The organism is Rhizobium skierniewicense (assembly GCF_014196515.1).
Lineage (GTDB): Bacteria > Pseudomonadota > Alphaproteobacteria > Rhizobiales > Rhizobiaceae > Agrobacterium > Agrobacterium skierniewicense.
The window spans coordinates 130,286-145,649 of the sequence record NZ_JACIDV010000006.1; the positions used below are offsets into that span (position 1 = coordinate 130,286).

The 15,364-nt window shown below is 55.9% G+C and carries 9 protein-coding genes and 1 riboswitch; of the genes, 2 read left to right on the forward strand and 7 right to left on the reverse strand.

Annotated features, from left to right (window positions below; translation table 11 throughout):
- Positions 1-191 precede the first annotated feature (191 nt).
- Entirely contained in the window at positions 192-764 is a 573-nt protein-coding gene (gene phaR / locus GGQ73_RS11320; protein ID WP_174154276.1) for a polyhydroxyalkanoate synthesis repressor PhaR, read from the forward strand.
- Here the strand turns inward: phaR and GGQ73_RS11325 are convergent.
- Positions 755-2,140: an MFS transporter gene (locus GGQ73_RS11325; protein WP_183896326.1), complete on the reverse strand. Its 1,386-nt coding sequence runs from the start codon at positions 2,138-2,140 to the stop codon at positions 755-757. The genes phaR and GGQ73_RS11325 overlap by 10 nt on opposite strands.
- 73 nt (positions 2,141-2,213) lie before the next feature.
- A complete protein-coding gene (locus GGQ73_RS11330; RefSeq protein WP_183896328.1) occupies positions 2,214-6,977 on the reverse strand; it encodes an NAD-glutamate dehydrogenase in 4,764 nt (1,587 codons plus the stop codon).
- A gap of 542 nt (positions 6,978-7,519) precedes the next feature.
- Between GGQ73_RS11330 and GGQ73_RS11335 the strand changes: the two genes are divergently transcribed.
- Entirely contained in the window at positions 7,520-8,089 is a 570-nt protein-coding gene (locus tag GGQ73_RS11335) for a CarD family transcriptional regulator (protein WP_174154279.1), read from the forward strand.
- 98 nt (positions 8,090-8,187) lie between these two features.
- Here the strand turns inward: GGQ73_RS11335 and GGQ73_RS11340 are convergent, their stop codons facing one another.
- The 5 genes from GGQ73_RS11340 to GGQ73_RS11360 form a co-directional block, all read right to left on the reverse strand.
- Complete coding sequence (locus tag GGQ73_RS11340; protein ID WP_234910946.1) at positions 8,188-9,714, reverse strand: M48 family metalloprotease; 1,527 nt, start codon at positions 9,712-9,714, stop codon at positions 8,188-8,190.
- Between the two features lie 253 nt (positions 9,715-9,967).
- The gene (locus GGQ73_RS11345; protein WP_174154280.1) at positions 9,968-10,684 is read right to left on the reverse strand and encodes a thiamine ABC transporter ATP-binding protein; all 717 of its coding nucleotides are present in this window, start codon (positions 10,682-10,684) and stop codon (positions 9,968-9,970) included.
- Complete coding sequence (thiP, locus tag GGQ73_RS11350) at positions 10,681-12,300, reverse strand: thiamine/thiamine pyrophosphate ABC transporter permease ThiP (protein ID WP_183896330.1); 1,620 nt, start codon at positions 12,298-12,300, stop codon at positions 10,681-10,683. The genes GGQ73_RS11345 and thiP overlap by 4 nt, the downstream gene beginning before the upstream one ends.
- 18 nt (positions 12,301-12,318) lie before the next feature.
- Positions 12,319-13,332, reverse strand: coding sequence for a thiamine ABC transporter substrate binding subunit (gene thiB / locus GGQ73_RS11355; RefSeq protein WP_183896332.1), 1,014 nt, complete (start codon positions 13,330-13,332; stop codon positions 12,319-12,321).
- Positions 13,333-13,374: 42 nt separating this feature from the next.
- Positions 13,375-13,484: riboswitch (TPP riboswitch) on the reverse strand.
- 56 nt (positions 13,485-13,540) lie between these two features.
- Positions 13,541-15,361 (reverse strand): ABC-F family ATP-binding cassette domain-containing protein, encoded by a 1,821-nt coding sequence (locus GGQ73_RS11360; RefSeq protein WP_434060048.1) that lies wholly within the window; start codon positions 15,359-15,361, stop codon positions 13,541-13,543.
- Positions 15,362-15,364 lie beyond the last annotated feature (3 nt).

The following is a 15,364-nucleotide window of genomic DNA, read 5'->3' on the forward strand; positions in this document are numbered from 1 at the left end:
CAAACCATCTCCATGTCTGGGTCTTTCGATGTCGTTCCAACCTTGGCTTCGTGACAAATGCTGCGCAAAAAAATTGACTGCTGCATCGCACAAAACATTTGTCTTGCCAGTGGATTTGAGCATAAACTTAGAACAGGGAAGAGCAAAAACACCTGATAAGAAGAAAATACCAGGATCGCGAGGAGGCGAGCATGGCAAAACACAACGGCGAGACCGTTATCAAGAAATATGCCAACCGGCGGCTCTATAATACCGGGACCAGCACTTATGTGACGCTTGAAGACCTTGCCAAGATGGTCAAGCGGGGTGAAGAGTTCAAGGTTCAGGATGCCAAGACGTCCGAAGATATCACCCACGCGGTTTTGACGCAGATCATCATGGAACAGGAAGGCAAAACCGGTAACACGCTGATGCCGACGGCGTTTCTGCGCCAGCTCATTTCCTACTATGGCGATCAGATGCAGATGGTCGTGCCGACCTTTCTCGAACATTCAATGAAGACATTTTCCGAACAGCAAAGCCAGATGCAGGAGCATATGGGTAAAGCCTTCGGCGACACGTCGGCCAAGAATTTTTCGACACCTTTCGGTTTCATGGAGGAACAGGTCAAGCGCAACACGGAGCTGTTTCGCCAGGCCATGCAGGTGTTTACACCATTCCCCATGCCATCGGCGCCCAAAGAGACAAAGAAACCCGATGCCTCCGAGATCGATGAGCTGAAAGCGCAACTGCGCACGCTTCAGACCAAACTCGATCAGCTCTGAACGTTTCTGGCTTTTTCAGGAACCCGAAGCAGCAACAGGAAGCCTGCGCCCAGAAAAAGCGTCAGCATAGCCATGCCCAGATGCGCCGATCCGCTCAGATAGGTGACGATGGAAAAGGACAGGGTCGCCATGAAGCTCGTAGCGCGGCCCGACAGCGCATAGATCCCGAAATATCGGCCAGCCTCTGCAACCGTGACGTTGCGTGCAAGGTAGGAACGCGACGATGCCTGAACCGGGCCAAATGCGATCCCAATCAAGATGCCGTAGGCGAGATAAGCCTTTTCTGCCGAACTGGAAAACAGCCCTTCCGTTGTGGATACGGGAAGCGCCAGAAGACCGAACAGTGTTGAATCGGTGTAGGTGGAAACAATACCGACGGTCGCCGCCAGCAACAAGGCAAGGCTGATCAGCACCGTGTTTCGCGAGCCCAGACGCTGGTCGACAAAGCCTGCGGCAATGCAACTTCCGATCGCCACGATATTGAGAATAATGCCGTAGATTCCGATCTCGAGTGTTCCCCAGCCGAACAATCCAGCGGCAAAGGCGCCTCCCAGAATAAGGACGCCGTTGACCCCATCCTGATACAACATGCGTGCAATCAGGAACCGTGTAATCGCAGGTCGGCCTTTCAATTCCCGCAACGTCGCCTTCAGTTCCGTCATGCCGGAATGCACGGCCCGGCCGAAAGGCAGGCCCTTTTTCACATCCGGCGTGAACAAGAACATCGGCAGAATGAAAACGAGATACCAGAGTGCAGAAATCGGGCCGGTGATACGGGCATCTTCGCCAGCCGCAGGATCAAGCCCGAACAAGGGCGGAATGCCGAGGATCGTTACACCCTTGTCGGGGGCCGCGGCGAGAAACAGCACCACAAAGATCAAAACCACCATGCCGCCGAGATACCCGAGCCCCCAGGCCGTGTTGGAAATACGTCCGACATTTTCCGGCGTCGTCAGCCGTGGCATCATGGAATCGTTGAAAACGATGGAAAATTCGGCAGCGATCGACGCCACGATCATGAAGATCACAGGCCAGATGATGGCGGACCCGGGTGCGGCAAACCACAACATTGCAAGGCTTGCGATCTTCAGCGTCGCGAAAAAAGCAATCCATGGCTTTCGTGATCCGGATTGATCGGCGATGGAACCGAGGATCGGCGAGAAAACGGCGATGATGACAGACGAGATGGTCGCCATGTTGCTCCAGGTCGTCTGCGCGGAAATCGGGTCCGCAGTCAGCCTCGCAACGAAATAGGGTCCAAAAATGAATGTGGTGACGACAGTGAAAAAGGGTTGAGCCGCCCAGTCGAACAGCATCCAGCCCCAGATGCCGCGTTTCGTCACGGTTTGCCCGGTCGCAAGGGAAGAAGAGGCCATTCGTCACCCTTTGGGCAATGGTATAGATCGATGACCTGCCCGGCTGTGATGCCGGGCAGGTGGGCGTCTGATATCAGACGTTACGTGCCTGGACTATATCTGAAAGCAATCCGGCGGCAACCGTCAGACGCGCAAGGTTGGTCTCACCACTGTCGCTCAAGGCTCCCAGTTCCGACACGATACGGTTGACCCGCACGCGGTCGGCCGCATACCAGGCCTGCACCGGGTTCTTCTCCTTGGCATGTTCCGTCAACGCCGAAATAACGATCCGGCGACGCGATGAGGCGATCTGATCCTGGCTGCGCAGCAGCGCAAGGCTCTCATAGTGGTCCGCTGGCGTCACACGCTGGCCTGCATCCAATAGCCTTGCCACGCGGAAGGTGGCAGACACCGCTGCATAGCTTTCAGCAGCCCGGGCAAGCGATGTATCGGCCTGTGCGGCAATCAGCATGATCTCAGGCACATAGACGAGCAACGAAAGGGTTTCCAGTTCCTGGATCAACGCGGGGTTTACCCCTTCAATCTCGCTGAAGCCGATCTCTTCCTTGTATCTGGCGGCACCGGCATAGAGCGTCTTGATGGCCGTCTTCAAACGCTCGATTTCATCGGCCATCGGTTCGGTAGCCGTTGGTGCCGTCTGGAGATAAAGCCGTGTCGCATCGGTGTATATGCGCGCCACATCGGCGTAGAGCCCATTTTGCACAGTGCCGGAAATGAGACCGTCGAGCTTGTCGATTTCACTCCACAAGCGCTTCAGGCCAAAGCCATCTTCAACGATCATCGCTGCCTTGACGACGGCAGGGGCCATAAGACCACTGGCATCGACCATCTTCTGCACGAAACCGGGACCACCGCGATTGACGACCTGATTGGCAACAGATGTCGCAACGATTTCGCGGTGGAGGCGGTGGCCAGTGATATTTGCCGCATAGGTCTTTTGCATCTTGCTCGGAAAGTAATCCGTCAGGAGATGCTGGAGATAGGGTTCGTCCGGCAATGTGCTGGCGACCAGCGTGTCGAACAGCGTCAGCTTCGCATAGGAGAGAAGGACGCCGATTTCCGGTCGGGTCAAGGGCTTTCCAGCCGCGTAGCGCTCGCCGAATTCCGCGTCGTTCGGCAGAGTTTCCACCTTCCGGTTCAATTGACCCGCCGCTTCCATAGCGCCCATCAGGCGTGCGAGTTCCTCACGGTTCTCCGTGCCCCGACGCTCCGTCAGCGAGATGGCCAACGACTGGAGATAATTGTTGCGCAAGACCAGATGCCCCACGTCCGTGGTCATGGAGGCAAGCAACTGATTGCGCTTTGGCAAAGTGAGGCGACCATCATTGACCGGCGACGCCAAGGCGATCTTGATATTGACTTCGACGTCTGAGGAATTAACCCCGGCGGAATTGTCTATGGCATCGGAATTGCATCGTCCGCCTGATAACGCATAAGCGATACGGGCCTTTTGCGTGATGCCGAGATTGGCACCTTCTCCGATAACCTTGGCCCGCACTTCGGTCGCGTTGATGCGGATCGGATCATTGGCGCGATCCCCCACTTCGGCATTTGTTTCGACAGCGGCCTTCACATACGTGCCGATACCGCCGAACCACAAAAGATCGGCCGGGGCCTTCAAGATTGCCGTCATGACCTCAAACGGCGTCGCCACCGTTTTGTCGATGCCAATGGCAGCGACAGCCTCAGGTGTCAGCGTGACCGATTTTTCCGAACGGGAAATGATCATCGCACCCTTGGACAGGGCGGATCGATCGTAGTCCTGCCAGCTGGACCGTGGCAAGTCGAACAGGCGCTTGCGCTCCGCAAACGACTTGTCCGTATCCGGGGTCGGATCGATCACGATATCCCGGTGATCGAAAGCCGCAATCAGCTCGATCTTTTCCGATAACAACATACCATTGCCGAACACGTCGCCGGACATATCACCCACGCCGACGACCTTGAAGGGTGTCGTCTGGATATCGGTATTCATCTCGCGGAAATGCCGCTTGACGGTTTCCCACGCGCCACGCGCCGTGATGCCCATCTTCTTATGGTCGTATCCCGCAGAACCACCCGAGGCAAAAGCATCGTCCAGCCAGAACCCGGCTTCACGCGCCAATCCATTCGCGGTGTCGGAGAAGGTAGCCGTACCCTTGTCTGCCGCCACGACAAAATAGGGGTCGTCACCATCCAGCCGCAACGTGTCAGTGGGCGCGACAATATCATCGCCAACTATGTTGTCTGTGATGGACAGCAGAGTGCGGATATACGTTTTGTATGCTTCCTTGCCCGCGTTGAAGATGTCATCGCGATTGCCGCTAACCGGCAGCGTTTTCGGATAGAACCCGCCCTTTGCACCAACAGGCACGATCACGGCATTCTTGACCTGCTGCGCCTTGACCAGGCCGAGGACCTCCGTGCGATAATCCTGCCCGCGATCCGACCAGCGCAATCCGCCACGGGCGACCTTGCCGAACCGCAAGTGGACACCTTCTACTTCCGTTCCATACACGAAGATTTCGCGGAACGGTCTCGGATCGGGCAAACCATCCAGAAGCTTGGGATCGAACTTGAAGGCCAGCATGGCCTTTGGTGATCCATCCTCGTTGCGCTGGAAGTAATTGGTGCGCAATGTCGAATCCACAGCATTCACATAGCGGCGAAGAGTACGGTCCTCGTCGAGGTTGGGAACACCCGATAGCGCTGTCTCGATGGATTTATGCAGATCGGACAGTTTGCGCAGACGCGGTTTTTCACCGATCTTAGGATCGAAGCCATAGGAAAACAGCTCGAATATCTTCGATGAAATGGCAGGATATTTGAACAGTGTTTCGGAAATGTGCTCCTGCGAGTAGACGATGCCCGTCTGGCGGAGATAGCGCGCATAGGCACGCAGAACCGATACTTCACGAACGCCGAGTCCCGCCGCGACGATCAGACGATTGAAGTTGTCATTATCGACGGTGCCGTCGAATGCCGCCAGAAATGCCTCCTCTAGCCGCGGCCCGTAGATGGCGAGATCCAGCTTGACGCCCGGCTGCACCCTCAACTCCATGTCATGGAGAACAATGGTGCGGTTTTCCTCGCCGGATATGACACCAACATCGAAGGTGCGTTCGCTGATGACGCTGAAACCCAGGTTTTCAAGCAAAGGCACGCGCCGAGACAGCGGCAGATGCCCGTCGCGATGGAAAATCTTGAGCGAGAGAACCCCTTCGGCCTGATCGTCACGGCGGTAGAACTCGATACGAACAGGCTCGCCCCCGGCAGTCGCAGCGATATCAGGCAGGTCGATAATCGCCTCTTCCGGTGTGAATGCTTCCTGATAGGCTTGATCGACATCCAGAATGGGGGCGCCGGATGGAGACAGCGCAACAAAATGATCGATCCAGCGGGCTGCAATATCGCTGACCGCATCTTCGAGTTTATCCTGCGCTACGCGTGGCGTCTTGCCGTTCGTGCGGCCGACGATGAAGTGGACACGCGCTACGGCACCTTCTGGAAAGGCCGGGTAATAGGCCGAGATATGGCCATCATAGACCTGTGACAGATAAGCGCCCATCCGCTCTCGGACATAGGAATTATACTCCTCGCGCGGCACGAAAATGATGACGGACACAAAACGATCGAAACGGTCGATGCGCGGCAGCACACGAACGCGCGGACGATCGCTTAATTCCATGATCTGTTCGATAAACCGAATAAGAAGATCGGCATCGATCTGGAAGAGATCATCACGCGGATAGGATTCCAGCGTGTTGTGCAAGATGCGCCCGGAGTGGCTGTTCCGATCGAAGCCGAAATGATCCTCAACCTCGGAAACCTTGGCGCGCAAAAGCGGGATCTGCCTGACTGAACGTGTATAGGCTGTAGCGGTAAACAGGCCGACGATGCGCAGCTCGCCGACAACGTTGCCATCCTCATCGAAGCGTTTGATGCCGATATAGTCCATATAGGCACGGCGGTGGACGAGAGATTTGACGTTGGCCTTGGTAACGATCAGAAAGTCCGGACCGTCGAGGAAGGCCAGAATTTCAGGCGTAGTCGTCACAGCATCCTTGCCCAGACGCAGGACCCTGACATTCGGATCGGTCAACGTGCCCAGACCACTGCCTTCGCCTCGCTCCACCTTCGCATTCTTGCCCTGACCGGAATAGCTGTAATCGCGCATGCCGAGAAAGGTGAAGTTGTCGTTGCGCAGCCACTCCAGAAACGCCACCGCTTCGTCGCGTCCAGACTTGCGACGGCTGGGTGCGCGCTCTTTCAACTCTTTCAGCGCCTCGTCCAATTTGGCGACCATCGGCTCCCAATCGCTGTAGGCCGACTGAACCTGCGACAAAACGAAGCGGATGCGCTCTTCCAGAGCTTCGCCTGCCTGCGACGTTACGGGCGCAATGTGAAGCTGGATGAGACTGATATTGTCTTGGGGATCATCGATGTCGGAATCCGCGAGCCGGAATCCGCCGTCAGCCTTCTCATCTGCAACGAGAATGGGATGAACGGCCAGATAGAGGCTGCGATAGCTGTTGGTAACTTCACCCATCACGGAATCGTAGAGGAATGGCATGTTGCGACCGATAATGGTCAGAACAGTCACAGAAATATCGCGCGGCGTAACACCATTTACTTGAGAGATACCAATATAAGGTGTGTCTTTTTTCCAGCGCGACAGTTCATTCCACGTATGAAGGGCCGCAGCAGCCAGCATGTCTGGGGTGTAATATTGGATATCATCGGTGCTTGCGCGGCCGAAGATCGCCTCCGGATCCAGAAAAGGCTTACCCGACACCTCAGCCAATTTCTTGGTTTTTTCGAGCGTTTTGTCGCGTTTTGGATTATTCCGGTAGCCCATTTTGCCTTTTTCCTCTCAAAGGGTGAGGGTTTATGAAAGAAAATCGAAAAAAATTGTCATTTCCATCAAACTCGAATCGGATATTGGCGCGGAATTATGAAGAGTTTAAGTGGTAATCAATGCTTTAAGCACTTCATCAGGATTTTATTCGGTTGAAACCGCGACTGACAGGTCTCGCTGGCGAATCAAAAAACACAAATGGTCAATTCGTGTTAAGCTTAACGAGGCCCTATTGTGACTCGATAGTCACGGTGGAAGCAAATTATTGATTTCCTCGTATTTTTGTGGTACACCTTAGAAACTGATCCACAGCGTGGCATTTGCGTGCCCAAAAACACCACGAAAGCAACTCATCACTTGCACGCGGTTTCCGTGACATATCGTTCGTTTGTGTTGTCAACCTGCCGGTTGCAAGGTGATTTATTTTTGAGCGCACGTCTGTACCAGTACGAAGTCACTTGACGGTTTCCCCCGTCTCATCCGGGCCTTACCGACCCGACCCCGGACCCCCGGGTGCATGTAACAGGGAGTTTTTAGAACGAATGACTATCCAGCAGAAAAAATCTCCAGCGCGTCACGGTTTCAAGATCGGCGAGCAAATCGTTTATCCCGCTCATGGTGTCGGTGCCATTTCGTCTATTGAAGAGCAGGAAGTTGCGGGCATGAAGCTCGAGCTGTTCGTCATTGATTTCGAAAAAGACAAGATGCGTCTGAAAGTTCCAGTAGCAAAAGCTGTCACAATTGGCATGCGCAAGCTATCCGAAGAGGACTTTGTCGAGCGTGCGTTGAAGGTCGTTCAGGGCAGAGCCCGCGTCAAGCGGACGATGTGGTCGCGTCGTGCGCAGGAATACGATGCAAAGATCAATTCCGGCGATCTGATCGCCATCGCTGAAGTTGTACGTGATCTCTATCGTGCCGAAAATCAGCCGGAACAGTCCTATTCCGAACGCCAGCTCTACGAAGCAGCCCTGGATCGCATGGCGCGTGAAATTGCTGCCGTGAACAAGATGTCCGAAACCGAAGCGGTCCGCCTTGTAGAGGTCAATCTTAACAAGGGACCAAAGCGCGGCAAGACTGCTGACGAAGAAGACGCGCAGGAGGAAGCAGCGTAAGGCTGTTTCAACTGTTTTTTTAAGAACCCGACCTTTGAATTGTATCTCTGGACACTGACAGTCAGTCCCATGGGTTTCAATTCAAAGGTCGGGTTTTTTTATTCGGCTATGATCTTGACCCGTTCGCCAGGCTGAATGACAGCCGTAGCACTCATGGCGTTGAGAACGCGGAAAAGTTCCAGCTTCCGGTCCGTCCCCAGCATCCGGGCGGCGAGAGTAGCAACCGTATCCCCGGGCTTTGTCGTCACGACCCTGACACGTAGCGGCTTCAAAGCCGCGATTTCCGTCGGCGTCATCTTGCGGAAGCTGGTCCGTAAAATCGTGGCGACGCTATCCAGTTGTGCACTGCCCTTGGGTACTGCGGTCAAAAAGCGAAAGATTTGCTGTCCGACACGGATAACAGTGACATCAAAATCCCATTTGTCAGCACTGGCCCGCGCCGTTGCCGCCGGAAGTCCATTGATTTCAATCTCTTTGACCGTCTCAGGAAGCAACCCGGCGACCCAACCACTTGTGAGATAATTGGGGAGGGTCGTTTGCTTAGGATCTGCCACGCCGTCGAAACGGATTGCCATTTCACCGGGGCCCGTGGCCAGAACGGCCTCGACCTTATTGTCGATCTGGAAGCCCTCTGGCACATCGAAACGAATGCCAAGGCTACCGTGTAGAAAAGTATTGCCACGGACGTAACCCTCTTGTGGGCTGTCACCGTAAAGCAAACCGTCAATTCCGTTTAGGAACCAGTCGCGCCCCTTGTCGCCGACCTGCCCCTCCTGCCCGAAGGCGCGGGCATGGCGACGCGCAAGCTCGATGCGCTGCGGCGTGTTCGGATGGCTCGACAGGAAGTCGAGGCTTTGATCGCTATCGGGATCCGCAGACGTAAAGCGCGCATAGGCGGCCATCGAATCCAGGAAGCGCGGCGACGCAAATGGGTCGTAACCCGCCTCGCCCAGCATGCGCACGCCGATCACATCCGCCTGTAACTCCTGCTGACGCGAGAAAGCCGCAAGGCGCAGCTTACCGCGCGCCAAGGCCTGTTTTCCGGCCAGATCGCTGGATAGCACTTCAGCGACCACGCGGCTTGCAATGACTTCCGCTTCTTCCCGGCGCTGGCGCTCGATACCGTGGTTGGCAGTGACATGGCCCATTTCGTGCGACAGAACTGCCGCCACTTCAGACGCATCATTCGCGAGCGCCAAAAGCCCACGGGTTACGTAAAGATACCCCCCTGGCAGAGCAAAAGCGTTGATTGCCGGAGAATTGAGAATCGTGATGCGATAGGACTGCTGTGGATTTTCAGAAACAGCCGTCAATGCGCCAGTGATGCGTGCGACCAAGCGTTCTGTCTTGTCATCACGGTATTCACCGCCATAGCTTGCCACGATGCGTGGATGCTCACGTGCACCCATCTGCGCACGTGGATCGTCCTTTTGCACCTGTTCGACGGTCTGCGGATTATCCGACGGCTTGAGCGTTGACTGGTAGGAGGAGCTAAAAAGCGACTGGCAGGAAGACAAGAGGAGGCCAGCGGTAACAAGCGCCAAACCGCGTCTTACCGTCGTGCCCCGCTGCCATGGATTCTGACCGGAGGTGTGGCCCTTCAAAGACTTCACACACGTCGCCATTACGCTTGTCTGCTCCTAACGTTCCTGATCATCCGTTAACTGCAGACCAGTTTACCATCTTACCGACACGGACGCTTGAATGCTCAAGCTGTGAAAACGATCCCTCACACGAACTTAGTCAATAACGAAATTGTTCGCATCGTTTTTTCAATCAGTTACATAAAATTCGCAAGTGCAAAAATAACGTACCGTCCATGTCAATTCGCAGACTTGACAGCGACCCGCGTCGAAATTGTGACGCAGTCAAGCCCCGTTAACCCGACAGAAATGTTTCAATCTCTTTCAAATGGGTCGAAGCGAAGAAATCGTCGGCTGCCCCTTTATACAAAACGCGACCGTTCGAGAGAAAGACGACCTCATCGGCGAGACGGCGAATATCGTCAGGGTGATGAGTCACAAAGAGAATGGTATTGTGCAACTCGGCATGAAGCTGCTTCAGCAATGTCACCATCCCAGCGCGTAAGCCCGGGTCGAGCGCGGCGAAGGGTTCGTCGAGCAACATGACGGGGCGCTGGCGCACCAGCGCTCTCGCCAGCGCCGCCCTCTGCCGCTCTCCTCCCGACATCGTAGATGGCATCCGTTGTTTAAAACCATTGAGACCGACGCGGTTCAATGCCTCCTCGATATTGGCTTTATCAGTGCCCGACAGCCTCAAGGATGGACTAATGCCCAAGCCGACATTCGTGAAAACATCCAGATGCGCAAAGAGGTTATTGTCCTGAAAGATCACAGAGACGGGTCGCTTCGAGGGATCAAGCCCGCGCATGTCGTGACCATCAATCAGCACGCGGCCCTCATCTGGCGCTTCAAAGCCTGCAATGAGGTTGAGAAGCGTAGACTTCCCAGAACCGGATGGACCGACGACGGCGGTGACCTTGCCGCGTTCAAAGCCACAATCCAGCACAAAGTCCTGCCGACCGAGCGTCAATGTTACCTTGTCGAGGTTTGCACCCCGCCCCTGTGCGCTCATGCCGTGGCTTTCGATGGTTGTCGCGAGACGCCGCCAACGGCGAGCGCGAGGCAAATAGTACCGAGAATGAAGGCATAACCCGCAGCGTCATGGGTCCTGTAGCTGCCCATATTGCTATAGACGAGCCAAGGCAAAGTCACGAAGCTTTCGGACCCGAACAGCGCCACGGCACCCAGATCACCAATCGAAAGGGCCATGGCGAAGGAAAATGCCATGGCCGCAGGTCGCCATAAAACCGGCCAATCGACGATGCGAAACCGGGAAAACCCGGAAAGGCCGAGACTGGCGGACAAACGCCCCGTGAGTGACCTGTGGGTTATGAAAGCCGGCTCCAGAACGCGCACGACGAAGGGGAGCGCCATCAGCATGTTGATGATTGCGATAAGCCCAGGCGCAAACATGGCCACATCGCCAAAGGGCCGCAGCAGCAGAAACCAACCACTTCCCAGAACCACCGGCGGCACCAGCAACACGAAGGATGAACCGCTACCCATGGCTATGAAAAGTGCTTTCATTCCGTACCCAGCATGTCGGTTGGCAGCAATGGCCCGGCGTGCGCGAATGAGTGCGATGGAAACAAGAATGGCAAGCGAGGCAGAGGCAACCGCGATCAACAGGCTTGTCATCGCTGCACGCCGAAAGCTGTTTGCCGACAAAAGGCGCCAGAGATCGGCAGAAATGCCCGCTGCAACAACGGCTACCAAAGGCAATCCGATCAGCAGCATCGCCAAGGTGATCGTCCCCGCGTCCCAAAGGCGCGCTGTGAGCCTTTCTCCATCCAGACGACGGATATCCCGACCGTGACTGTCTGCTTCCGCATCTGACGAAGGCAACAAAGACAACAACGCCAGCAGAACACCCGTCATGCCGATCTGTATCAGCGACAGTGCTATAGCGCGCGGCGGATCGAAGTCGAAACGCAATGCCTGATAGATCGCCACCTCGATCGTCGTTGCAGCCGGGCCGCCGCCAAGAAGAAGAACGAGTGTAAAACTCGTGGCGCACAGCATGAAGATCAGTCCCGCGACGCCGGGAAGCAGTTTTGAAACGGCGGGCCATTCGATGAAACGAAACGTCGAGACAGGCCCAAGACCCAGGCTTGCGCTCATGCGCCAATATTCCGATGGTATCCGCTCCAGCCCAGCCAGAAAGAACCGCACCGACAGCGGCAGATTGAAAAACACGTGGGCAATGAGAATCCCCGACAAGCCGTAGATGCTGAACGGTTGCTCAGTACCCGCCGACAGGAGAACCGTATTGAAAATGCCTTGCCTGCCCCAGATCGCGATAAGCCCCAACGCACCTACGATCACAGGAAGGCCCATCGGCACCGCCATCAGGCGAATAATCCAGATCCGGCCGGGAAATGCCCTCTGCCGGGCAAGCGCAAGCGCAACCGGCAAACCAAGCGCAATGGATAGAGCCGTCGAAAGTGTCGCCTGCCAGAGCGTGAAGCGCAAAATGCGCAGCGTATAGGTATCGAACAAGTCAGTGGTCGTGGCGCTCGTGTCGAAGGACAATAAAGCCGTAACAGCAAGAAAGATGAACAGCAGAATGGCGGCAAATGCCACCATTCCACTGACGATAAATCTCAGACTGTCGCGGTGCTCGCTCATGATGCTCGGCGATCCGCCTTACTTCACGCTCATGGCAGTGAGCCATTCATCGATCCAGGCCTTGCGGTTCTTCGCCACCTCTTCGGAAGACATCACAAACGTCTTTGACGGCTGAACCAGCTTGGAGAAAGCCTCCGGCAAGGGCGCGGATGTGGCAGCGACCGGCATCATCCAGTTATTTTCAGGAATGGCATCCTGAAATCCCGTGGTCAGCATGAAGGCCATAAACTGCTTTGCCAGCGCCTGTTCCGGCGCGTTCTTCAAGATACCCGCGACTTCGATCTGGATATAATGCCCCTCTTCAAAACTGGCTGCCTGATAACGATCCGTCTTTTCCGAGACCATATGATAGGCAGGCGACGTCGTGTAGGACAGCACCATCGGCACTTCGCCCTTGGTGAATAGGCCGTAGGATTCCGACCAGCCAGGGGTAACGGTCAAAACCCGGTTCTTGAGCTTGGCCCACGCGTCTGGTGCTTTATCGCCATAGACCGATTTCACCCAGAGCAGCAGACCGAGGCCCGGCGTAGACGTGCGCGGATCCTGAATGACGATCTTTTGCGAAGGGTCGCCCTCGACCAGATCCTTCATGCTTTTCGGTGGATTTTTCAGTGTCTTCGTATCGTAGATGACAGCGAAATGGCCGTAATCATAGGGCACGAAGATATCATCGGTAAAACCACCAGGCACCTTAGCAGCCGATGTATCGATACCCGACACCTCCAAAAGCCGCGTCTGCTTGGCCTCGGCGATCAGGTTCGTATCAAGCCCGACGACCACATCCGCCTTGGAGCTTGCACCCTCAAGCTTCAGCCTGTTGAGAAGCGCCACACCATCTGCAACGCCGACGAAGTTGACAGTGCAATTGCAGGTCTCCTCGAAGGCAGCCTTGACCTTGGGACCCGGTCCCCATTCGGAAACGAAACTCTCATAGGTGTAAATCGTCAGCGTTTTCGTATCCTGTGCGACAGCAATAGCTGGCAACACGAAAGACGCGGCAAGGAGCGAATGAAGGAATAAACGACGATACATCAACAGCACCTCCTCGACATCGGCTACGGGGAACAGGCGTCTGGATGGAAGCCGTCTAATCCCTCCGCCGGTCTTAACCGGATCAGGTTCTTCGGGTTGGCAACGCCTCTCAGCCTTGTCCCTGAAAGAACAAAGCACCCCGTTAGATCTAGGCAGATGTGTAGTCGGAGATCGGTGAATTAGCAAGATGGCGTCAACGCCAACGGCCTTAGTTTCCCAACTCCTCACGCAGCATTTCCAGCTCGAGCCACTCTTCTTCCATGGCCTCGAGCTTTTCGCGAAGTTTCGACATTTCAGTCGCAAGTGTGTTGAAGACAGTCGGGTCCTTGACGAACAGATTGGGGTCGGCCATGCGTTGCTCGCACTCAGCGATTTCCAGCTGGGTCTTCTCCATCTCCTTAGGCAGATTTTCGAGCGCGAATTTCTGCTTGAAGGAGAGCTTACCCTTCGCCTTGGCCGGGTCGGACGCTGCGTTGGATGAGGATTTTGCCTTATCCTGTTTCTCGGCTTTCTTCTTCTCGTCGGACGCGCCCTTGCGCTGCGCCATCATATCCGAATAACCACCGGCATATTCGATCCAGCGGCCATCCGGCGCATCCGGGTTGGCAGGCGCGATCGTCGAAGTGACAGTGCGGTCGAGAAAGTCGCGGTCGTGGCTGACGAGGATAACGGTGCCAGAGAACCCAGCAACGATTTCCTGCAGTAGATCGAGCGTTTCGATATCCAGATCGTTGGTCGGTTCGTCAAGGATCAGAAGGTTGGTGGGCTTGGCCAGAATGCGCGCCAGCATGAGACGGGCGCGCTCCCCACCGGAGAGATTGCGGATCGGCGTACGGGCCTGTTCAGGCGCAAACAGAAAATCCTTCATATAGCCGGTGACATGCTTCAGCTCGCCATTGACGAGAAGGTTTTCACCACGGCCATCTGTCAGATATTGCGCCAGCGTGTCGTTCGGGTCCAGATCCTCACGCTTCTGGTCCAGCGTGGCGATTTCCAGGTTGGTGCCGAGTTTGACTTTACCCGTGTCAGGCTTCAGCTGGCCCGTCAGCATTTTCAACAGCGTGGTCTTACCAGCACCGTTGGGTCCGACAAAACCGATGCAATCACCGCGATGGACGCGCAGCGAAAACGGCGTGACGATGTCCCGCTCGCCATAGGATTTGGTGATGGCATGAGCCTCGATCACCAGCTTGCCCGACTCGCGCCCCTCTGCCGCCGTTGCCTGCACGGAACCCTGTGGCCCCTTATGGCCGCGGTAGTCGGCGCGCATGGCCTGAAGCTCGCCGACGCGGCGCATGTTGCGCTTGCGACGCGCCGTCACGCCATAGCGCATCCAGTGTTCTTCGCGCTCGATGGCCTTGCCGAGCTTGTGCTGTTCCAGCTCTTCTTCTTCCAGCACCTTGTCGCGCCATTCCTCGAAATGCGCAAAACCGCGGCTGAGACGACGTGCCTGTCCTCGGTCCAGCCAGACGGTGGCGGTGGAGACTTTTTCGAGAAAACGACGGTCATGCGAAATCAGCACCAGCGCGCTGCGCGTCTGCTGCAATTCGCTTTCCAGCCATTCGATGGTCGGCAGGTCGAGATGGTTGGTCGGCTCGTCCAGCATCAGGATATCGGGCTCAGGCGCCATGACGCGCACGAGTGCTGCGCGGCGCGCTTCCCCGCCGGAAAGGCTGGACGGATGTTCCTGTCCCGTCAGGCCCAGATGTTCCAACAGATAGGTGACGCGATAGGCATCATCACCCGGTCCCAGCCCCCCCTCGGCATAGGCCTGCACCGTCTCGTAACCGGCAAAATCCGGTGCCTGATCCAGATAACGAATGGTGGCGGAAGGGTGCTTGAAAATCTCACCCGATTGCGCCTCGACCAGACCGGCAGCGATTTTCATCAGCGTGGATTTGCCCGAACCGTTGCGGCCGACGAGGCAGATGCGATCGCCGGGCTCGACTTGAAGGTTGGCACCGTCAAGCAGCGGGGTAGCGCCGAATTTCAGCGTGATATCGTCGAGTTTCAAAATGGGGGGTGCCAAGGT

What these genes read in the sequence shown, in the direction of transcription:
- GGQ73_RS11340 (WP_234910946.1), bottom strand. Translation starts at nt 9,714, where the DNA reads ATGGCGACGTGTGTGAAGTCTTTGAAGGGCCACACCTCCGGTCAGAAT.
- GGQ73_RS11335 (WP_174154279.1), top strand. Translation starts at nt 7,520, where the DNA reads ATGACTATCCAGCAGAAAAAATCTCCAGCGCGTCACGGTTTCAAGATC.
- GGQ73_RS11345 (WP_174154280.1), bottom strand. Translation starts at nt 10,684, where the DNA reads ATGAGCGCACAGGGGCGGGGTGCAAACCTCGACAAGGTAACATTGACG.
- GGQ73_RS11325 (WP_183896326.1), bottom strand. Translation starts at nt 2,140, where the DNA reads ATGGCCTCTTCTTCCCTTGCGACCGGGCAAACCGTGACGAAACGCGGC.
- thiP (WP_183896330.1), bottom strand. Translation starts at nt 12,300, where the DNA reads ATGAGCGAGCACCGCGACAGTCTGAGATTTATCGTCAGTGGAATGGTG.
- thiB (WP_183896332.1), bottom strand. Translation starts at nt 13,332, where the DNA reads ATGTATCGTCGTTTATTCCTTCATTCGCTCCTTGCCGCGTCTTTCGTG.
- phaR (WP_174154276.1), top strand. Translation starts at nt 192, where the DNA reads ATGGCAAAACACAACGGCGAGACCGTTATCAAGAAATATGCCAACCGG.
- GGQ73_RS11330 (WP_183896328.1), bottom strand. Translation starts at nt 6,977, where the DNA reads ATGGGCTACCGGAATAATCCAAAACGCGACAAAACGCTCGAAAAAACC.